Below are 18971 nucleotides of genomic sequence, written 5' to 3' on the forward strand. Positions count from 1 at the left end.
GGAGAATGGGAGATGGCAGTGAGCCAGGTACAGCACGGTCTCGAGGGCGTCGTGGCCTTCGAGACCCAGATCGCGGAGCCCGACAAAGAGGGATCGGCACTTCGCTACCGCGGGGTCGACATCGAGGACATCGTCGGCCGAGTGCCGTTCGAGAACGTCTGGGGCCTGCTGATCGACGGCTCATACGGCCCCGGCCTGCCGCCCGCCGAGGCCTACAACCTGCCGGTGCACACCGGTGACGTACGCGTCGATGTCCAGGCCGCCATCCCCATGCTCGCGCCCGCCTTCGGGTTCGGGCAGACGTACGACATCTCCGACGAGCAGGCCCGCGAGGACCTGGCTCGCGTGGCCGTCATGGTCCTCTCGTACGCCGGCCAGTCGGCCCGCGACATCCACCTGCCGATCGTGCCGCAGCGTGAGGTCGACAAGGGCAAGACCCTCGCCGAGCGCTTCCTGATCCGCTGGCGCGGTGAGGCCGACCCCGCCCACGCCCACGCGATCGACGCCTACTGGTCCTCGGCCGCCGAGCACGGCATGAACGCCTCCACCTTCACCGCCCGGGTGATCACCTCCACCGGTGCCGACGTGGCTGCCGCCTTCTCCGGCGCGATCGGCGCGATGAGCGGGCCCCTGCACGGTGGCGCCCCCTCGCGCGTGCTCGGCATGATCGAGGACGTCGAGAAGACGGGCGACGCCTCCGGCTATGTGAAGGGCCTGCTCGACTCCGGCGAGCGCCTGATGGGCTTCGGCCACCGCGTCTACCGCGCCGAGGACCCGCGTGCGCGCGTCCTGCGCCGCACCGCGCGCGAGCTCAACGCGCCCCGCTACGAGGTCGCCGAGGCCCTGGAGAAGGCAGCACTCGAGGAGCTCCGCGCCCGGCGCCCCGACCGCGTCCTGGAGACCAACGTCGAGTTCTGGGCCGCCATCGTCCTCGACTTCGCCCAGATCCCGGCCAACATGTTCACCTCGATGTTCACCTGCGCCCGCACCGGTGGCTGGTCCGCCCACATCCTGGAGCAGAAGAAGACCGGGCGCCTGATTCGCCCGAGCGCCATCTACACCGGCCCCTCCCCCCGCCCCGCCGACGCGGTCGAGGGCTGGAACGCCGACTGGGCGAAGTAGACACCTCTCACTCGCGGAACCGACCGGCTCCAGCCGGTCGGTTCCTGCGTTGTCAGGGTCGGTAGGGCGTCAGCCGTCGAGCCGCTTGGCCATGCAGACCACGAGGTCGTCGTCCTTGTAGAAGCCGAAGGGTTCGACGTCGACATAGCCGTTGGCGGCGTAGAGCCCGATGGCCTCGTGCTGAAGGCCGCCGGTGGTGAGGACCATGGCCTCGAAGCCGGCCCTGCGGGCCGACGCCTCGACCTGGGCGAGCATCCGCTTGGCGAGCCCCTGGCCCTGGGCCTCAGGAACGACGTACATCCGCTTGATCTCGGCGGTCACCACGGTCCCGAGGGCGGGCTCGCCGGAGCGTCGCCAGGCGCCGGAGGCGACCGGGACCTCGTCGAGGTAGCCCAGGAAGTACTCCCCCGCAGGCGGCTCGAACATCTCCGGCACGGTCGGGTCGTAGTCGGGTTCGCCGTAGCGTTCGACGTAGAACTCCTGGACCCGGTCGACCAGCTTCTTGGCATCCGGGTGGTCGTACGCGACCCGGCGAATCTCAACAGACACGTCGGTATTCTGGCCGATGCCCGCAACTTGCGAGAATGGGTTCATGACGCTGCAGATCCCCGCCGACCTCCTGCCCGCCGACGGACGTTTCGGGTCCGGGCCGTCCAAGGTGCCCGCCGGCCGCCTGGAGGCGCTCGCCGCGACCGGGGTCTCGGTGATGGGGACCTCTCACCGGCAGCAGCCGGTGAAGGATCTCGTCGGCCGCGTCCAGACCGGGCTGGCCGACCTGTTCTCGCTGCCGGAGGGCTACGAGGTCGTCATCGGCAACGGTGGCTCGGTGGCGTTCTTCGACCTGGTGACGTACGCCCTGGTGCGCGAGCGCAGCCAGCACGCCGTCTTCGGGGCGTTCGGCAAGAAGTTCCTCTCCGCGGCCAAGGCGGCGCCGTGGCTGGCCGACCCGTCGGTGATCTCGGCCGACCCGGGGTCGCTGGCCGTGCCGGCGTACGAGGACGGCGTCGATGTCTACGCCTGGACACACAACGAGACCTCGACGGGCGTGATGGCTCCGGTCGTACGTCCGGCCGGCGCGGGGGCGGACCAGCTCACCATCGTCGACGCGACCTCGGCCGCCGGCGGGCTGCCGCTCGAGGTGACCCAGAGCGACGTCTACTACTTCGCGCCGCAGAAGTCGTTCGCGTCCGACGGCGGTCTGTGGCTGACGCTGCTCTCCCCCGCCGCGATCGCGCGCGCCGAGGAGATCGCGGCGAGCGGCCGACACATCCCGTCGTTCTTCTCGCTGACCGAGGCGATCAAACAGTCCCGCAGCGCGCAGACCGTGAACACCCCGGCGGTCGCGACGCTCTTCCTGATGGCCGAGCAGCTCGACTGGATGAACTCCGCTGGCGGGTTGGACGCGATGGTCGCCCGGACCACCGCCTCCTCCGACGCGCTCTACGCGTGGGCCGAGAAGGCGCCGTACGTCCGTCCGTTCGTCGAGGACCCCACCCACCGCTCTCTCGTCGTCGGCACCGTCGAGCTCGACGCCGGCATCGACAAGGACGAGCTGCGCCGCGTGCTCGCCGAGAACGGCGTCGTCGACCTCGACGCCTACCGCGGGATCGGCACCAACCAGCTGCGGATCGCGATGTACCCCTCCGTCGACGCCGCCGACATCGAGGCCCTCACCGCCTGCATCGACTGGGTCGTCGAGCGCCTCTGATCGCCGAGTCGGCGTCAGTTGCGCTTGCGGAAGATGAAGTACGCAGCGACAGCGAGCGCCACCAGGGCGATCGGGCCGGCGGAACCGCCGTCGTCCTCACCCGCGTCCCCACCGTCGCCCTTGTTCGCCGGCTCGGCCTCGTCCGGGGCTGTATCGGCGGTCGGGTCGGCGGTCGGGGACGGCTCGTCGCCGAGCACCTCACCGACCAGCTCGGGGTCGACCCTGATCACCTCGGCGCGGATGCCTTCGCTGGTCACGACCACCTCCCCCTTCGGCATGACACCGATGGCCTCGCCCTGCTCCTGGTCGGGCGTCCGGAACGAGCCCACCCGGTCCATCGAGGGCCAGGCGTAGATCGTGGCGGAGTAGTAGCCGCGTACGACCAGATGCTTGCCGTCAGGGAAGAAGGCTCCGTCGGTGGCCATCGGGATGACCGGGGCGACCTCTTTCAACCGGTTGGGGCCCTCGGGGTCGAGGCGCCTCGGGACGGCGTAGAGCCGCCCGCCTCCCCAGTCCTTCGTGGCAACGAAGACGCGGCCGTCGGGGTGGGCCAGCAGGGACTCGGCGTTGTGCGGCCCGTCGGGGTAGACGAGCTCGTAGACGGTCGGCGAGACCGTGCGCTCGCCCGGCCCGACGCGTACCTTCGCGATCCTGATCGAGTCCCAGACGCTGTTGTTGTCGCCGATGTCGCCGACCCAGACGTGGTTGCGACCGGCGGGCGCCAGACCTTCGACGTCGACCGGGTCGGCGGCCCAATGGGTCACCCCGACCGTGTCACCGCGCGAGTCGACGGTGAAGACGCGGCCGCTGTCCCCGGAGTCGTTGGTGGTGGCGTACAGGCCCTTGCCGAGCGGCGTCAGCGCGCTGGCCTCGCTGATCGTCGGGTCGGTGAAGGCGAAGAGCACGTCGTCGCCTGCGGCGCTCGCGGGCACGGCCGAGATCAGCACCAGCCCGAGTGCGCCCGCGGCGACGACCGCCTTCATCGCTCGGATCTCACCTCTCCGCGAGCAGCTCGCCGAGCTTCGGACGTACGCCCCACTCGGCCACGAGCTCGTCGTACTCCTTCTTCACCGAGCCGCCCTTGACGGGCGATCCGGTGCGGATCGCGCGGAGCATGGTGTTGCGCGGGGTGTGCTGGCTCTCCACGAACTGCACGACCTCGACGCGGTAGCCGGACAGGCGCAGCAGGCTCGCGCGCAGGGCGTCGGTCAGCGTGTCGGCGAAGCGCTCGCGGAGGATGCCGTGACGGGTGAGCATGGAGTAGGGCGCCGGGGTCGGGGCCTTGCGCAGCTGTGCGGCGATGTCGTGATGGCAGCACGGCGCGGCCAGAACCAGCGGCGCCTCCCACTCGATCGCCCGGGCGAGGGCCTCGTCGGTGGCGGTGTCGCAGGCGTGCAGAGCGAGCACCACGTCGGGCTTCTCCTCGAGCTGTACGCCGTCGATCGTCCCGGCCACGAACTCGGCGCGCACTCCCAGCTCGTCAGCGATCTTCGAGTTGTGCTCCCGCGACTGCTCCTTGACGTCGACGCCGGTGACGACGACGGGCAGCTCGCGGACCTCGGTGAGGTAGCGCTGGGCCGCGAACGTGAGGTAGCCGTTGCCGGCACCCAGGTCGATGATCCGCAGCGGCTCCTCGGCGGTGGGCGTGCGGACCTTGCCGGACTTCATCGCGTCGGTCAGGGCGGCGTCGAGCTGGCGCAGGAACTCCTCGACCTGGCGGTACTTCGCCTGGCGCGACGGCTTCAGCTTCCCGTCCTTGTCCGAGAGACCGAGCACTCGGAAGACCGGGTCAGACTCCGGCAGCAGTCGCTCTTTCGCCTGGTCATGGCCGCGTTCGACCTCGACCGGCGCGGTCAGCTCGGTGGTCGAGACCAGCGCCGTCGTCGGCGACTTCGCCTGGATCTGGGTCTGCTCGATCGCCGTCGTGACTATCCAGTTGGCGAACGGTTCATCGAGGAGATCGTCCAGTGCCGAACTATCTCCTACGGGATGATTCGCGGTGAACGCCTGGGTCGCGTCGTACGTCGTGATCTGCAGGTGTCGACCGGCCTTCAGGTCGACGTAGCGGATCTCGGCGCGACGCCACTTCGGCGTACTGCCGCGCTGCTTGCCCGACGCGACCGCCTTGACCAGCCGCTCGGGATCGAGGATCACCGACCGCATCCGGTTCAGCGCCCGCAGCAGCGGCTCCGACTCCCTGCTCAACTCAGCACCCCGGCAATGACGACCACCAGCAGAAGCGCGACCAGCGCGCCGGGAATGATCATTCGGCGGTAACGCGGGTTCACCGCTTCAGTCTAGGCGCGCGCCACACCCCAACACCCATCGCCGAGGCTCGCCGCTCCCGAGCGCCCCCGGATCAGAAATCTAGCAACGCTAGACACCTGGCGCTCTCGTCGCTAGCATTGCTAGAAAATCTGGCGTCGAAAACAAAGGGAGCTACAGATGCTGTACACCATCGGAATGGTCCTGATCTGGATCGTCGCCCTCGGGATCATCTACATCGGCGTGATGTATTTGCTGAGGAACGAGGCCAACGCGGCCGGTTTTGGCCTGCCGGTCCTGCCCGCCTCCGAGGCCCGCGCCTGGTGGCAGCTCAAGGGCGTACGCGACATCGCCAGCGGCCTCGTCCTGATCCCGCTGATCTTCGTGGAACCCGACGCCGTGCCCTGGGTCGTCCTCGTCGAGGCCATGATCCCGATCGGCGACATGCTCGTCATCCTCGGCAACCGCGGCAGCAGGGCGCGCGCCTTCGGGGTCCACGGACTCACCGCGGCCATGATGCTCATCGCCGTGGCGCTGCTCTGGCTGGGTTGATCCAGCCGCGCTGATCCAGCCGCGCTGATCCAGCCGGGCGACCTCAGACGCGCGAGGCGAAGAGCTCCGCCAGGTGCATGGCGGGCACCGAGGCGAGGTCGTCGAGCTGGACGCGGCACGACATCCCGTCGGCCAGGATGACGGCGTCGGGGTGGGACCGAACGGCCGGGAGCAGATGGGTCTCCGCGACCGCGACCGACACCTCGTAGTGCCCCTCCTCGACCCCGAAGTTGCCGGCCAGGCCGCAGCAGCCGGAGACCCGGGTGACCTTCGCACCGGCCTGGGTCAGCAGCGCCTCGTCGTCGACCCAGCCCAGGACGGCGTGCTGGTGGCAGTGCGGCTGGGCGACGACCTCGACGCCGGTCAGGTCGGGCAGCGTCGCCCGCCCCTCGCCCACCAGCCGCTTCACCAGCTCTGCGAAGGTGAGCATCCCGTCGCGTACGACCTCGGCCTCGGGCAGTGCCGAGAGCTCCACCGAGTCCGACCGCAGCGTCGCGGTGCACGACGGCTCCAGGCCGACGACAGGGACGCCGGAGGCGACATAGGGGGCCAGCGTACGCACGGTCTTCTCCATGATCTTCCGCGCGTCGTCGAGCTGGCCGGTGGTGATCCAGGTCAGCCCGCAGCAGGCCTTCTCGCCGATCACGCGGACGGTCAGGCCCTGCGACTCGAGCCACGCGATCGCGCCGTGGCCGGACTGGGCGAAGAAGTGGTCGGTGAAGGAGTCGGCCCAGATCCATACGTCCGGGGTCTCGGGCAGCTTCGCGGTCGGCGCCGACCGCTTCAGCGTCTTCGGCGCGAACGCGGGGATCGAGCGCCGCTGGTCGATGCCGGCGGTCTTCTTGGCGATCTTGGCGAGCGGCGAGATCTTCAGCGACGCGTTGGCCATGCCGGTGAACGGCGCCGCGAGCCGCGCCCACTTCGGCAGCTGGCCGAGGAGAGCGTGCGAGCGCGGCCGCCGCTCCCCGAGGACGTCGTGCTTCTGGTAGAGCGCCTCGGACTTGTACGTCGCCATGTCGATGCCCGTGGGGCAGTCGGACGCACACCCCTTGCAGGCCAGGCACAGGTCGAGCGCCTCGCTCACCGCTGGGTCGCCGAGCCCGCCGACGAGTGACCCGTCGAGCGCTTCCTGGAGCACCCGCGCGCGTCCACGGGTCGCGTCCTTCTCCTCGCGGGTCGCGAGGTAGGAGGGGCACATCACTCCGGCGGTCTTGGGGGCCACGCACTTGCCGACGCCGGTGCAGCGGTGGACAGCAGCACCCAGGTCACCGGAGTCGTGGATCAGCCGCAGGCCGGTCCGGGGAAGGGCACGCGGCCGCACCGGACGCAGGTCGTCGGTGATCGACGCGGGCCGCACGATGTTGCCCGGGTTGAGCAGATCCGAGGGGTCACAGATGCCCTTGACCTGCTCGAAGAGATCGATGGAGGTCGAGTCATACATGATCGGCAACAGCTCCGAGCGCACCCGCCCGTCACCGTGCTCGCCCGACAGCGAGCCGCCGTAGGTCACCAGCTGCGTCGCGCACGCGGCCATGAACTCGCGGAACACCTGGGCCGACTCCGGCGCGTCCGGCGCGAACGGGAAGTCGATGCGGCAGTGGATGCAGCCGTCGCCGAAGTGGCCGTAGGGATATCCGTGCAGACCGAAGTCCGAAAGGATTCCCTCGAAGTCGCGCAGCCAGGCACCGAGGTGCTCAGGTGGGACCGCGGCATCCTCCCAGCCGGAGTGGGCCGGCGTGGGCAGCGAGACCCCGGCCAGCCCGGCACCGTCCTCGCGGATCCGCCAGAGCGCGGCCGCCTCGAGGGGATCGACGACCACCCGCGACTCGAGCGCGCCCGACTCCGCGGCGATACGTTTCACCAGGTCAGGAGCGTCCTGTCCGGCGACCTCGACCATCAGCCAGCCGGCACCCTTGGGCAGGTCCGGCACCGCGCGGCCCTTGGCGCGGACCAGGTCGGCGATCCGGGCGTCCATCCCCTCGCACGCGATCAGCCGTCCCGGCGCCACCTGCAGGAGCGCGGGCACCGCGTCGGCGGCCTCCGCCATCGTCGGGTAGCCGAGCACCAGCAGCAGCCGCCCGGGCGAGTCCTCGACGAGCCGCACGGTCGTCTCCAGGATCGTCGCCAGGGTGCCCTCGGTGCCGGCCAGGAACCGGTCGACCCGACCGCCCTTCTCGGGCAGCAGGTGCTCGAGCGAGTAGCCCGAGACCTGGCGCCCGAACCGGCCGAACTCGGTCCGCACGTGACCGAGGTTGGCGCCGACGAGCGCCTGGAGCCGTTCGGCCGTGTCCCCAGAAGAGATGCCATCGGCATAGCTCGCCTGCTCGCCGTTGCCGAAGAGCACGGTCAGCGCTTCGATGTTGTCGACGGTGCGGCCGTAGCCCAGCGCACGGTTGCCGCAGGCGTTGTTGCCGATCATCCCGCCGATGGTGCAACGGGTGTGGGTGGACGGGTCGGGCCCGAACCGCAGCCCGTGCGGCGCCGCTACCCGCTGCAGGTCGGCGTGCACCACGCCCGGGTCGATCCGCGCCGTCCGAGCTTCGGGGTCGATCTCGTAGATGGTCCGCAGGTCCCGCGTGTCCACGACGATTCCGGACCCGACGGCGTTGCCGGCGATCGAGGTGCCCGCACCTCGCATGGTCACCGGAACACCGACGGAGCGAGCCACCGAGTGCACCCCGATCAGCTCGTCGCGCGACTGCACCCGCACGACCACCGAGGGCACCACCCGGTAGAGGCTCGCGTCGCTGGAGTAGAGCGCCCGGGCCAGCGGCGAGTCGTCGACCCGGCTGATCCCCTGGTTGCGCAGCTCATTCGCCAGATCCGAGGCAGTCGCATTCACCCGCACATTGTCACAGACCTCGGCGCGGTCACCGGTCAGCGCCCACCGTCGACGACCACAACTCGAACCCGTCTCAGTACGCGATATTCATCTCTCATATAATGGGACAGCCCGCGAGAGCGCGGGCACTTCCTGACCTCGGAGAGAGACCATGTCCGCCACCCCCGCACCGGCCAACCCGCGCTCGCGCGTGCTCGTCGCCAGTCTCATCGGGACGACGATCGAGTTCTACGACTTCTACGTGTACGCGACCGCGGCCGTCCTCGTCTTCCCCGCCCTCTTCTTCCCGGCCGGCGACCCGACCACCGCGCTCCTGGCCAGCTTCGCGGTCTTCGGCGCCGCGATGGTCGCCCGCCCCATCGGCGCGATCTTCTTCGGCCACCTCGGCGACCGGCTCGGCCGCAAGACGACGCTGGTCATCTCGCTGCTCACGATGGGCATCGCGACCTTCCTGATCGGTGCGCTCCCGACGTACGAGACCGTCGGCTGGGTCGCCACCGCGCTGCTCGTGCTGATGCGCCTGGCCCAGGGCTTCGCGCTCGGCGGCGAGTGGAGCGGTGCCGCCCTGGTCGCGACCGAGAACGCCCCCGAGGGCAAGCGCGCGATCTTCGGTACGTTCCCGCAGCTCGGCGCGCCGCTGGGCTTCATCCTCGCCAACGGCCTCTTCCTGGCCATCGCGGCGCTGCTCTCCGCCGAGGGCGCCGACCCGACCAGGCCGTCCGAGGCGTTCCTGGAGTGGGGCTGGCGGGTGCCGTTCCTCTTCTCCGCGGTGATGGTCGTCGTCGGCCTGTGGGTCCGGCTGCGCCTGGTCGAGAGCGACGTGTTCACCAAGAGCCAGGACGCCGGCCTGGTCCGCAAGGTCCCGCTCGCCTCGGTCGTACGCAACCAGGGCAAGCAGCTGGTCCTCGGCACCTTCTTCATGCTGGCTACGTACGTCCTCTTCTACCTGATGACCGCCTTCTCGCTGTCGTTCGGCACCGCCGGCACAGACCTCCCCGTGCCCGGCCTGGGCTACGGCTACACGACCTTCGTGCTGATGCTGATCTTCGGCGTGATCTTCTTCGGCATCTTCACCATGGTCTCGGGGCCGCTGGCCGAGCGCTACGGCCGGCGCCGGCTGCTGATCGCGGTCACCCTCGGGATCATCGTCTTCGGCCTGGCCTGGGTGCCACTGGTCAACGCCGGCACCGTCGGCGTACTCCTCTGGCTGGTTCTCGGCTTCTCCCTGATGGGCCTCACCTTCGGCCCGATGGGTGCGCTGCTGCCGGAGCTGTTCCCGACCAGCGTGCGCTACACCGGCTCCGGCATCTCCTACAACGTCGCCTCGATCCTCGGCGCCGCGGTCGCGCCGTTCATCGCGGTCGCGCTGTGGAAGCAGGCCGACGGCTCGCCGGTCCTGGTCGGCGCCTACCTCTCCGTGATGGCCGTGATCACCCTGATCTCGCTGGTCATCGGCAAGGAGACCAAGGACGTGGCGCTCGAGGAGACCCCGGAGAAGGCCTCCGCCTGACCGTCTACGGTGGCGGGGTGAGTGTCAGGATCCTCTCCGCCGCAGACGTACGCAGCATCTTCACGCCCCGCCTCGCGCTGGAGTCCCAGCGCGAGGCGTTCACCCGACTGGGAGCCGGGGAGGCCGTCCAGCCTCCCCGGCTGCTCGTCCCGGGGCCGAAATCGTCGGTCTCGTTCTGCTACTCCTCCCGGATCGCCCCCGACGCCCCGGCGGTGAGCAAGTTCGGCAGCGTCAACCCGGCCAACGCCGCCTGCGGGCTGGGTGCCGTGCACTCGGTCATCACGGTCCTCGACGCCGAGACCGGCGCGCCGCGCGCGATCATCAACGGCGACAGCGTCACCGGCCTGCGCACCTCGGCCGCGACCACGCTCGCCATGCAGCAGGTCGCCCCCGGCGCCGAGAATGTCCTCGTCGTCGGCACCGGCGCCCAGGCCCGGACCCACCTCGCGGCATTCGCCGTCACCCATCCCTCCGCCGACCTCTGCGTCTTCGGCCGGAACCCGGCCGCCGCCACCGAGGTCGCGGCCACGCACGGTGCCACCGCGAAGGCAGACCTGGAACAGGCCGTACGCAGCGCCGACATCGTCGTCCTCTGCACCTCGTCCCTCACCCCGGTGATCGAGGACGCCTGGGTCACCGACGGCACCACCGTGGCCAGCGTCGGCTCCTTCGCCCCCGACCGCGTCGAGCTGCCGCCATCCCTGCTGGCTCGCTCCACGGTCGTCGTCGACTACCGCCCCTCGGCGCTGACCGACTCCGGCCCCCTCATCGAGGCCGTCGCCTCCGGGGCGGTCGACCCGGACCGGATCGCCGACCTCGGCTCCCTACTCACCGGCGCGCACTCCGTGACCCGCACCCCGGCCGCCACTCTCACCTATCTCTCCGTAGGCGTAGGCGCCCAAGACGCAGCCGCCGCCGAGGTCATCCTGGCCGCAGCCGAAGCCCAGGATGCAGGCACCCGAACCACCCTGGACTGACCCACGAGAGGTCGGATTCTGACGTCGAAGAGTCAGTTCTTGGCGTCGAGATGTCGATTTATGCCGTCGACAAGTCGATTTTCCGTACGCCACATCGGTGGCAAGAACTGACCTTTCGCCGTCAGAAATCGCCGTCTCGGCGCCAGATTTCGACTACTCGGCGCCAGATTTCGACGCTTCGGCGGTTAGGGCTGCCTGCACCACGTCCAGGAGCGGGAGGCTCTTCAGCTCGTCGCGGGTCACCCAACGTACGTCGTCGGTGGTGCCGTTCTGCTCGACCACCCGCGGATCCTCGCCGTCGGGGACGGTCGCGGCGAAGATCAGGTGGACGCCGTGGAACTCCTCGTGACGGCCACTGGGGGCGGTGCCGGTGATGTTCACATCGTGCACGTCGAGCAGGGCGCCGACCTCGCAGGTGAGCCCGCACTCCTCGACCACCTCGCGCACCAGCGCGTCGCGCGGCTGCTCGCCGAAGTCGACGCCGCCACCGGGCAGCGTCCAGGTGCCCGAGTGGTAGCCGAGCGGCGAGATCCGGGTGAGCAGGATCGCGTCGTCGGAGGGGCGGGTGATGAAGGCGTACGCCGCCAACCGCTGCATCCGGGACGGCTTGTGCACCTCGAGGGCGTCGGTGACCAGCGGAGACGTCGGGATCTCGCCGCTCGTCACCGCGGCCAGGGGCAGCCAGGCCGCCTCGGCGGTGGACCCGTCGACCTCCATCGTCTGTGGTTCCGGAGCGTCATGGGGCACCCAGCCGTCGTAGACGATCCGGATCGCGTGGGCGTTGACCCGACGGCCAAGCCGCCAGGCCTTGGCCTGGTGGACGGAGTAGACCCGTGCCTCGACGCCGACCTCGACCGGCACGCCGGCCTCCTCGTAGACCTCGCGCACGACCGCGTCGCGCGGGTCCTCGCCGTGGTCGATCCCGCCGCCGGGCAGCGTCCATCGCTCCTCCGGCGTGACCTTCTCCGAGAGCCGGCTGAGCAGGATCTCCGGCTCAGCGGCCGCACCGGCCCGGATGATGACGGCGTACGCCCCCACCCGCTGCACCTTCGGAAGCTTGCGTCGCCGCCCACTGCGGCCCCGATTCCGCGTCGCCATCAGCTGAACGGGGGTCGGGAGTCGAGAGCCAGCGAGCGGCGACCGGCCCAGCGCCACACCTTGGCGGCCCGGTCGCGGTCGTCGTCGGTGACCAGGTTGCCCATCCACCGCAGGGCCAGCGTCATCAGCCAGTCGGAGCGCATTCCCGCAGGTCCGAGGGTCGACACCAGCCGCGGACGAGTGGCGATGCCGGCCAGACGGCGGGCGATGGAGAACGCCTCGCCGTAGTGCTCACGCAGGGTCGCCGGCCAGGCGGTGGCCAGGTCCTCGCCCGCGATCAGCGCATCGGCGACCATCCGTCCGGTCTCGAGGCCGTAGTCGATCCCTTCACCGTTGAGCGGGTTCACGCAGCCGGCGGCGTCGCCGATCAGCGCCCAGTTGGCGCCGGCGACCCCGGAGACTGCACCACCCATCGGCAGCAGCGCGGACTTCTCCGCCCGCAGTTCTCCGGTGAGCCCGAACTGGTCGCGACACTGCTCCGTGTAGTGCCTCATCAATGGCTTGATCGCGACGTCTGCGGGCCGCTTCGAGGTGGCCAGCGCACCCGCGCCGATGTTCACCTCGCCCGACCCGAGCGGGAAGATCCAGCCGTATCCCGGCAGCGCCTCACCGGACTCATCGCGCAGCTCCAGGTGGGAGGAGATCCATTCGTCGTCGGCCTGGTCGGAGGCGATGTAGGCCCGACCGGCGACGCCGTAGACGGTGTCGCGGTGCCACTCCCGACCCAGCACCTTGCCGAGCGGCGAGCGCACGCCGTCCGCGACGACGACCGACCTGCAGGCCACCTCACGACCGCCCTCGAAGACGACAGCGGCGATCCGCTCGCCGTCCCACCGGACGTCGACCGCACGCACGCCGTCGACCGCAGTAGCGCCGGACTTGATCGCCACGGTGCGCAGATGATCGTCGAGCTCCGTACGCGGCACCGCCGACCCCCAGGACGGCAAGGTCCCGCCCGGCCACGGCAGGTGCAGCGTCTGCCCGAAGCCGTGCGCCCGCAGGCCCTTCGAGACCGGGTGCGCGCGCAGCCAGTCCTCCAGCCCGAGCCGGACCAGCTCGTGGGTCGCACGCGGAGTCAGCCCGTCACCACAGGTCTTGTCACGCGGGAAGACGGCCGCGTCGGTCAACAGGACATCGACCCCGGCACGCGCCAGCCAGGCCGCCGCGGCCGAGCCCGCGGGCCCTGCCCCCACGACGAGCACATCAGCTGACTGCGGAAGGGACGAGGTCATGCGCATATCTTCCCAGAACCGGCCAACGGCCCGCGAAAGAACCCTCACCTCTGGCCGAAGCGGGCCTCTGCTAGGTTATTGCAAGTTCTTCGCAATAGTCCCGGAGCAGTCTCGGAAGGCCCCCACGTGCACGACCCTCTCGGCGTACGTCGCCGCCGCCGGCGCGCCGCCATCTGGCTCCTTGGCCTCCTCGCGGCTACCGCCTTGACGATCGTCGTGGCGGTCGGGCTGGGTGCTGCGTACGTCACCCCCGGGACGGTCGCCCAGATCCTCGGCCACCACCTTCTCGGCCTGCCCGAGGACGGCTGGAAGGCCACCGAGGAGGCGATCGTGTGGAAGGTACGCCTTCCCCGCGTGCTCCTCGGCGCCCTGGTCGGCGCGGGCCTGGCCGTCACCGGCATGGCGCTGCAGGCGATGGTCCGCAACATGCTCGCCGACCCCTACCTGCTCGGGATCAACTCCGGCGCCTCCAGCGGCGCCGCTGCAGCGATCCTCTTCGGCGCGGGCGCCGGCCTCGGGGCGTACGCCCTGCCCGGCTCCGCTTTCCTCGGCGCCCTCGCCGCATCGTTCCTGGTGTTCGCCCTCGCCCGCAGCGGCGGCCGGGTCACGTCGCTGCGACTGCTCCTCTCCGGCGTCGCGGTCGGCTACCTGCTCTACGGCCTGACCAGCTTCCTGATCTTCGCCTCGGGCTCGGCCGAGGGTGCTCGGTCGGTGATGTTCTGGCTGCTCGGATCGCTCGGCCTGGCGCAGTGGAACGGCCTGCTGGCCGTCGTGGCAGTCGCCGTGCTCGCCACCATCGCCCTGCTGACCCTGTCCGGTCGTGGTCTCGACGCTCTCGCGATCGGCGACGAGACCGCCCACACCCTCGGCATCTCCCCCGACCGCTTCCGCACCCTGCTGCTGGTCCTCGTGGCGCTGACCGTGGGCGTGGTCGTCTCGGCCGCCGGCAGCATCGGCTTCGTCGGCCTGGTCGTGCCACACCTGGCCCGGCGTGCCGTCGGCTCCGCCCACTCCGTGGCGATCCCGGCCGCCGCCCTCATGGGCGCGATCCTGCTGGTCTGGGCCGATGTGCTCGCCCGTGTGCTCCTCCAGCCCCAGGAGATCCCGATCGGGATCGTCACCGCGCTTGTGGGCGCCCCGTTCCTCATCGTCCTCATCCGGCGCTTCTCGGCGCGCGACGTCTGACCATCAAGGAGCCGAAATGATCCGCCCCATGCTCGCCACCGCCGCCCTCGTGCTGGCGACGACGACCGCCTGCGGCGCCGACGCCGCCGGCGACGAGCCCGCAACCGCCGGCTTCCCGGTCACCGTCGAGAACTGCGGCACCGAGGTCACCTTCGACGCTCCGCCGGAGCGCGTCGTGATGCTGAAGAGCTCCGCGGTGCCCTACCTGCACGCGCTCGGCGTGATGGACCAGGTCGTGGCCAGAGCCGGCGAGTATCCCGCCGACTACTACGACGCCGAGACCCAGGCCGAGCTCGACGACATCCCGCTGCTCACCGACGAGATGGACACCAGCGGCCACCTGCAGATCTCCAAGGAGATCGTGATCGCCGAGGAGCCCGACCTCGTCCTCGGCGAGGTCGACAACCTCTCCCGCGACACCCTCGACGCCGTCGACATCGACCTCCTCGAGGAGCCGGCGATGTGCCCCGAAGGCATCGACGACCCCGGCTTCGACGGCGTCTACAGCCAGCTGGAGACCTACGGGAAGGTCTTCGACCGCGAGGACGAAGCCGCCCAGGCTGTCGCTGACCTGCGCAAACGCGTGACGGTGCTGGAGAGGGAGAAGGTCGGCGAGGGACGGACCGCGGCGGTGCTCTACCCCACGGTCGGCGGCGGCGTGACCTACGCCTATGGCACCAGGTCGATGGCCCACCCGCAGCTGGAGGCGGCCGGGTTCGAGGACGTCTTCGCCGACGTCGACGAGCGCGTCTTCGAGGTCTCGACCGAGGATCTCCTCGAGCGCGACCCCGACGTGATCATCCTGCTCCACAACGCCGGCGACTCGAAGGAGGTCGAGGAGTCGATCACCCAGCTCGCCGGTGCCGAGGACCTCACCGCGGTCAAGAACGGCGACGTGATGGCGCAGCTGTTCAACTTCACCGAGCCGCCCTCCGCCCTTTCCGTCGACGGCCTGGAGCGGATCATCGACAGGTTCGGCCGGTGATCGAGGCAACGAGCCTGTCCTGGACGTACGGCACCACGACGATCCTCGAGGACGTCGACGTCGCCTCCCACGAGGGCCGGGTGCTGGGTCTGATCGGCCCGAACGGAAGCGGCAAGACGACCCTGCTCCGGCTGCTCTACGGCGCCCTCCGGGGCACGGGCACCGTCGAGATCGACGGCGACGACCTCGCCGGGCTTCCTGCCAAGCAGGTCGCCCGACGCCTGGCCGTGGTCGTCCAGGAGTCCGGCACCGACACAGCGCTCACCGCCGGCGAGATGGTCCTGCTGGGACGTACGCCGCACCTGTCCGCCTTCGCCAGGGCAGGCGAGCACGACCTGGCGGTCGCGGCGGAGTGCCTGGAGCGCGTCGGCGGGACCCACCTCGGTCCGCGCTCCTTCGCCGCCCTCTCCGGGGGCGAGCGGCAGCGGGTGCTCATCGCCCGAGCGCTGGCGCAGGAGGCGACCCACCTGCTCCTCGACGAGCCGACCAACCACCTCGACATCCGCTATCAGCACGAGATCCTCTCCCTGGTCCGGAAGCTTGGGGCGACGGCGATCGTCGTGCTCCACGACCTCAACCTGGCGGCCCGCTACTGCGACGACCTGGTGCTGCTCGACCGACGCCGTGTCGCCGCGCGCGGCACCGTCGACGAAGTGCTCCGCCCCGAGATCCTGGAGCCGGTCTACGACATCGGCATCGAGCGGCTCGAGCTGCGCGAGGAGATCCACCTCCTCTTCCGTCCGTCGGCCTGAACCGGACCAACCGGACCTTCAGATCTCCGGGGCGGCCTCGACCCTGGTCTCGGGCACGGCCTCGTCGTCCGGGTCTACGCCGGGAAGGTGCGCCTCCCAGAGCTCGACGTCCATCACGTAGAGCCGGAGCGACGCCTCGCCGCGCAGCTGCTCGGGCTTGAACGCCCGAGCCGTGCCGACCAGCCGGTGAAACGCCACATCGCAGCGCTTCTCGAGCTCGAAGTCGGGCACCTGGCGCGCCATCCCCGTGACGTACGCAGCGCTCGCCCCGTAACCCGGCAGCACCGAGGAGTCGAAGATGACCCCGGCCACGCGCGGGTCGCGGATGAGGTTGCGGGAGTGCTGCGCAGCCGGCGCCGAGACCCAGTAGAGGTCTCGGTAGCCGTCGTGGGAGAAGTAGACCGGCGACGTACGCGGCCGGCCATCGGGATCCGAGGTCGCCAGCACCAGGTAGGCGACGCCGTCGACGATCCCGCGGACGTGTCTGTCCAGATCAGCTGCCATACCCCAGAGGGTAAACGACTTTCTCCATGGTGACCTGCTTATATGCGCGGTCGCGGCATACCGCGCTAGTGGAACGCGTGATGAGTCAGGAGCGACACGTTCTTGTCCGCACACCCGGTGGTCTCGTGGCGGACGAACTGCGAGTCGTAGGAGTCGGGCACGTAGACCCGGAACCCGTCCACCTCGGTCGGCTCGCAGGCCGAGGCCGGATAGTTCTCGGCCGTCGACTCGGAGACCTCGCTCACGGCCACCTGACCCGGCTTCATGATCACCGTGCGCCACTTGCCCTCACGCGCCGCGGGCGCGCCGACCTGGGTGCCGTCGCCACCCCCGACGTACGACAGTCCGCCGAAACCACCGACGGCGCACACACGGTCGGAGACGTTGGTCAGCGTGATCTCACCGAACCGCGATCCGGCGCCGGCGTCGGTCGCGCGATAGCCGGCCTTCAGGTCGGTGTTGGTGCACTTCGGTGTCTTCCGATCCGCCGGCGCGGGGTCAGAGGACGAAGCAGAGGACTCAGTCCTCACCGGCGAACCCCCCGTGGCCGCCGGTGAGGACTGAGTCGGGGACGATGGTGTGCTGCTCGCTTGGGCGGGATCCGCGGTCCCGGAGGCAGATGGTGACGAGTCGACCGCCCCGTCCTTTGTCGACCCACAACCTCCCACCGCGAGCACGCCGAGGACCCCGATTCCGACCACCATCAGTCGTAGGTGCCGCATCTTCGCTCCTCGAGTAGCAGATGCCAGCCAGATAGATCCAGCCAGTTAACTCATCGTCCCAACCCTGAGACGCGCGGACCGCATGCTTCGTTGCGTCGGATCTCGAGAAATCTCAGACCCTGCTGTCGTACGCCGTCCGAGCCGAGTCGACCTCGGGCATGTGCTCCTCGGCCCAGGCCTTCAGGTGGCCGATGACCGGCAGCAGCGTCTGCCCGAGCGGGGTGAGCTCGTAGTCGGTCCGCACCGGCACCGACGGGGTCACCGTGCGGATCAGCAGGCCGTCGCGCTCCATCTTCCGCAGCGACTGGGTCAGCATCTTCTGGCTCACCCCCTCGATCTGCGAGGCCAGCTCCGAGTACCTCAGCGGGCCGCGGAGGCCCAGCGCCACGATCGCCAGGCTCACCCACTTGTCACCGATCGTGTCCAGCAGCCGCCGACTCGGACACAGCGCCGAGAATGCGTCGAATCCGCCGGGCCGCTCGGCCGTCGTCGTTCCCATGGCAGACCTCCAGGTGCGTACGCCACTTCAAAGTGCCTTCTTCCCAAAAGAGAGTAGGGCACCGAAAGTAGTGCATGCAACCACGCCACCACAAAGGACGAACACCATGTACGCACTCATCTCCCGTGCCGGCGACCCGACCCCGCGCCTCGAGGAGCGCCCGGCCCAGCCGCTCGGCCCCGACGACATCCGGGTCGAGGTGGCCGCCGCCGGCTTCACCCTCTTCGACGCCTTCGTCGCCAGCGACCACGCAGCCATCGGCCTCCCCGACGTGATCGGCCTCGGCTTCGACTTCAGCGGCGTGGTCACCGAGGTCGGCGAGGCCGTCTCCGGATTCGCCGTCGGCGACCGTGTCGCCGGGCTCCACGGCAACCCGGCCGCAGGCGCCCGAGCCCACGCGACCGAGGTCGTGGTCCCCGCCTCCGCCGCAGCGGCCGTACCCGACGGGCTCACCCTCGAGGCGGCAGCCGCGGCCCCGCTCAACGCGCTCACCGCCCGACAGGCGCTTGACCTCCTCGGCACCGAACGCGGCAGCCTCCTCGTCACCGGCGCCGCCGGCGGCGTCGGCCTGTGGGCACTGGCGCTGGCCAAAGCCGACGGTTGGACGGTCGACGCCCTCGTACGCCCCGGCACCGATCACCTCGCCACCGGCGCCGACCACGCCGTCACCGAGATCGAGCCGCACGCGCACGACGCCGTCCTCGACCTGGCAGCACTGAACGATCCGGCCCTGGCAGGCGTACGCGACGGCGGCCGCTACGTCAGCGTCAAGCCCGGCCGGGCGCCGGCGGCCGAGCGCGGCATCGAAGTATCGACCGTGATGAGCCACGCCGACGGGGTGACCCTCGCCGACCTGCTCCGGTTTGCGGCAGACGGCACGGTGCCGACCCGGATCGCGGCGACCCGCCCGCTGAGCAAGGCCGCCGAGGCCTACCAGGAGGCGCTGGCGGCGCCGGGCTCGGACGGACGCTGGCTCCTCGTGCCCTGAAAATGGCTAAGGCCCCGCCTCCCGAGGGAG

18 protein-coding genes are annotated in these 18971 nt (G+C 70.3%); 9 read left to right on the plus strand and 9 right to left on the minus strand.

Annotated features, from left to right (window positions below):
• Positions 1-12 precede the first annotated feature (12 nt).
• The gene (locus ACFWQC_RS20165; protein ID WP_378681897.1) at positions 13-1122 is read left to right on the plus strand and encodes a citrate synthase 2; all 1110 of its coding nucleotides are present in this window, start codon (positions 13-15) and stop codon (positions 1120-1122) included.
• A 69-nt stretch (positions 1123-1191) separates the two neighbouring features.
• On the opposite strand, the gene ACFWQC_RS20170 is transcribed toward ACFWQC_RS20165, so the two are convergent.
• Positions 1192-1671 (minus strand): GNAT family N-acetyltransferase, encoded by a 480-nt coding sequence (locus ACFWQC_RS20170; RefSeq protein ID WP_378681900.1) that lies wholly within the window; start codon positions 1669-1671, stop codon positions 1192-1194.
• A gap of 43 nt (positions 1672-1714) precedes the next feature.
• Between ACFWQC_RS20170 and serC the strand changes: the two genes are divergently transcribed.
• On the plus strand, positions 1715-2830 hold the full coding sequence (gene serC, locus ACFWQC_RS20175; protein WP_378681903.1) for a phosphoserine transaminase: 1116 nt from the start codon (positions 1715-1717) through the stop codon (positions 2828-2830).
• 14 nt (positions 2831-2844) lie between these two features.
• Here the strand turns inward: serC and ACFWQC_RS20180 are convergent, their stop codons facing one another.
• Together ACFWQC_RS20180 and ACFWQC_RS20185 are read right to left on the minus strand one after the other, a co-directional pair.
• Positions 2845-3813: a hypothetical protein gene (locus ACFWQC_RS20180; protein WP_378681905.1), complete on the minus strand. Its 969-nt coding sequence runs from the start codon at positions 3811-3813 to the stop codon at positions 2845-2847.
• A gap of 10 nt (positions 3814-3823) precedes the next feature.
• Positions 3824-5035, minus strand: a complete 1212-nt coding sequence (locus ACFWQC_RS20185) for a class I SAM-dependent methyltransferase (protein WP_378681908.1) — start codon at positions 5033-5035, stop codon at positions 3824-3826.
• Between the two features lie 240 nt (positions 5036-5275).
• Here ACFWQC_RS20185 and ACFWQC_RS20190 point away from each other — a divergent pair, with 240 nt between their 5' ends.
• Positions 5276-5647 (plus strand): DUF4267 domain-containing protein, encoded by a 372-nt coding sequence (locus ACFWQC_RS20190; RefSeq protein ID WP_378681909.1) that lies wholly within the window; start codon positions 5276-5278, stop codon positions 5645-5647.
• A gap of 43 nt (positions 5648-5690) precedes the next feature.
• On the opposite strand, the gene ACFWQC_RS20195 is transcribed toward ACFWQC_RS20190, so the two are convergent.
• A complete protein-coding gene (locus tag ACFWQC_RS20195) occupies positions 5691-8489 on the minus strand; it encodes an FAD-binding and (Fe-S)-binding domain-containing protein (protein WP_378681911.1) in 2799 nt (932 codons plus the stop codon).
• A gap of 151 nt (positions 8490-8640) precedes the next feature.
• On the opposite strand from ACFWQC_RS20195, the gene ACFWQC_RS20200 reads away from it, so the two are divergent.
• Together ACFWQC_RS20200 and ACFWQC_RS20205 are read left to right on the plus strand one after the other, a co-directional pair.
• Complete coding sequence (locus ACFWQC_RS20200) at positions 8641-9999, plus strand: MFS transporter (RefSeq protein ID WP_378681913.1); 1359 nt, start codon at positions 8641-8643, stop codon at positions 9997-9999.
• Positions 10000-10016: 17 nt separating this feature from the next.
• The gene (locus ACFWQC_RS20205; RefSeq protein WP_378681915.1) at positions 10017-10976 is read left to right on the plus strand and encodes an ornithine cyclodeaminase family protein; all 960 of its coding nucleotides are present in this window, start codon (positions 10017-10019) and stop codon (positions 10974-10976) included.
• 153 nt (positions 10977-11129) lie between these two features.
• Here ACFWQC_RS20205 and ACFWQC_RS20210 read toward each other — a convergent pair whose 3' ends face one another.
• Positions 11130-12074 carry an NUDIX domain-containing protein gene (locus ACFWQC_RS20210; RefSeq protein ID WP_378681917.1) on the minus strand — a complete coding sequence of 315 codons (945 nt, stop codon included), beginning with the start codon at positions 12072-12074 and terminating at the stop codon, positions 11130-11132.
• A complete protein-coding gene (locus tag ACFWQC_RS20215) occupies positions 12074-13306 on the minus strand; it encodes a geranylgeranyl reductase family protein (protein WP_378681920.1) in 1233 nt (410 codons plus the stop codon). The genes ACFWQC_RS20210 and ACFWQC_RS20215 overlap by 1 nt, the downstream gene beginning before the upstream one ends.
• Positions 13307-13432: 126 nt before the next feature.
• Here ACFWQC_RS20215 and ACFWQC_RS20220 point away from each other — a divergent pair, with 126 nt between their 5' ends.
• From ACFWQC_RS20220 to ACFWQC_RS20230, 3 genes are read left to right on the plus strand one after another with little or no spacing between them, the layout of a single operon-like run.
• Entirely contained in the window at positions 13433-14491 is a 1059-nt protein-coding gene (locus tag ACFWQC_RS20220; protein ID WP_378681923.1) for a FecCD family ABC transporter permease, read from the plus strand.
• 16 nt (positions 14492-14507) lie between these two features.
• Positions 14508-15476: an ABC transporter substrate-binding protein gene (locus tag ACFWQC_RS20225; RefSeq protein WP_378681925.1), complete on the plus strand. Its 969-nt coding sequence runs from the start codon at positions 14508-14510 to the stop codon at positions 15474-15476.
• Positions 15473-16228 carry an ABC transporter ATP-binding protein gene (locus ACFWQC_RS20230; RefSeq protein ID WP_378681928.1) on the plus strand — a complete coding sequence of 252 codons (756 nt, stop codon included), beginning with the start codon at positions 15473-15475 and terminating at the stop codon, positions 16226-16228. Before ACFWQC_RS20225 ends, ACFWQC_RS20230 begins: the two co-directional genes overlap by 4 nt.
• A gap of 18 nt (positions 16229-16246) precedes the next feature.
• Here ACFWQC_RS20230 and ACFWQC_RS20235 read toward each other — a convergent pair whose 3' ends face one another.
• From ACFWQC_RS20235 to ACFWQC_RS20245, 3 genes are all read right to left on the minus strand, one after another.
• Positions 16247-16732 carry a pyridoxamine 5'-phosphate oxidase family protein gene (locus ACFWQC_RS20235; RefSeq protein ID WP_378681931.1) on the minus strand — a complete coding sequence of 162 codons (486 nt, stop codon included), beginning with the start codon at positions 16730-16732 and terminating at the stop codon, positions 16247-16249.
• Positions 16733-16797: 65 nt separating this feature from the next.
• On the minus strand, positions 16798-17262 hold the full coding sequence (locus tag ACFWQC_RS20240) for a DUF4232 domain-containing protein (RefSeq protein WP_378681934.1): 465 nt from the start codon (positions 17260-17262) through the stop codon (positions 16798-16800).
• A gap of 304 nt (positions 17263-17566) precedes the next feature.
• Positions 17567-17953, minus strand: a complete 387-nt coding sequence (locus tag ACFWQC_RS20245) for a winged helix-turn-helix transcriptional regulator (protein ID WP_378681936.1) — start codon at positions 17951-17953, stop codon at positions 17567-17569.
• 106 nt (positions 17954-18059) lie between these two features.
• On the opposite strand from ACFWQC_RS20245, the gene ACFWQC_RS20250 reads away from it, so the two are divergent.
• The gene (locus tag ACFWQC_RS20250) at positions 18060-18941 is read left to right on the plus strand and encodes an alcohol dehydrogenase catalytic domain-containing protein (RefSeq protein ID WP_378681939.1); all 882 of its coding nucleotides are present in this window, start codon (positions 18060-18062) and stop codon (positions 18939-18941) included.
• The last annotated feature ends 30 nt before the right edge of the window (positions 18942-18971 follow it).

The organism is Nocardioides sp. NPDC058538, assembly GCF_042719275.1.
Classification (GTDB): Bacteria; Actinomycetota; Actinomycetes; order Propionibacteriales; family Nocardioidaceae; genus Nocardioides.

Bases quoted from the DNA above. Each gene is read 5' to 3' on its own strand.
- ACFWQC_RS20250 (WP_378681939.1), top strand. From the start codon at position 18,060: ATGTACGCACTCATCTCCCGTGCCGGCGACCCGACCCCGCGCCTCGAG.
- ACFWQC_RS20225 (WP_378681925.1), top strand. From the start codon at position 14,508: ATGATCCGCCCCATGCTCGCCACCGCCGCCCTCGTGCTGGCGACGACG.
- ACFWQC_RS20165 (WP_378681897.1), top strand. From the start codon at position 13: ATGGCAGTGAGCCAGGTACAGCACGGTCTCGAGGGCGTCGTGGCCTTC.
- ACFWQC_RS20215 (WP_378681920.1), bottom strand. From the start codon at position 13,306: ATGACCTCGTCCCTTCCGCAGTCAGCTGATGTGCTCGTCGTGGGGGCA.
- ACFWQC_RS20235 (WP_378681931.1), bottom strand. From the start codon at position 16,732: ATGGCAGCTGATCTGGACAGACACGTCCGCGGGATCGTCGACGGCGTC.
- ACFWQC_RS20180 (WP_378681905.1), bottom strand. From the start codon at position 3,813: ATGAAGGCGGTCGTCGCCGCGGGCGCACTCGGGCTGGTGCTGATCTCG.
- ACFWQC_RS20200 (WP_378681913.1), top strand. From the start codon at position 8,641: ATGTCCGCCACCCCCGCACCGGCCAACCCGCGCTCGCGCGTGCTCGTC.
- ACFWQC_RS20245 (WP_378681936.1), bottom strand. From the start codon at position 17,953: ATGGGAACGACGACGGCCGAGCGGCCCGGCGGATTCGACGCATTCTCG.
- ACFWQC_RS20210 (WP_378681917.1), bottom strand. From the start codon at position 12,074: ATGGCGACGCGGAATCGGGGCCGCAGTGGGCGGCGACGCAAGCTTCCG.
- serC (WP_378681903.1), top strand. From the start codon at position 1,715: ATGACGCTGCAGATCCCCGCCGACCTCCTGCCCGCCGACGGACGTTTC.
- ACFWQC_RS20190 (WP_378681909.1), top strand. From the start codon at position 5,276: ATGCTGTACACCATCGGAATGGTCCTGATCTGGATCGTCGCCCTCGGG.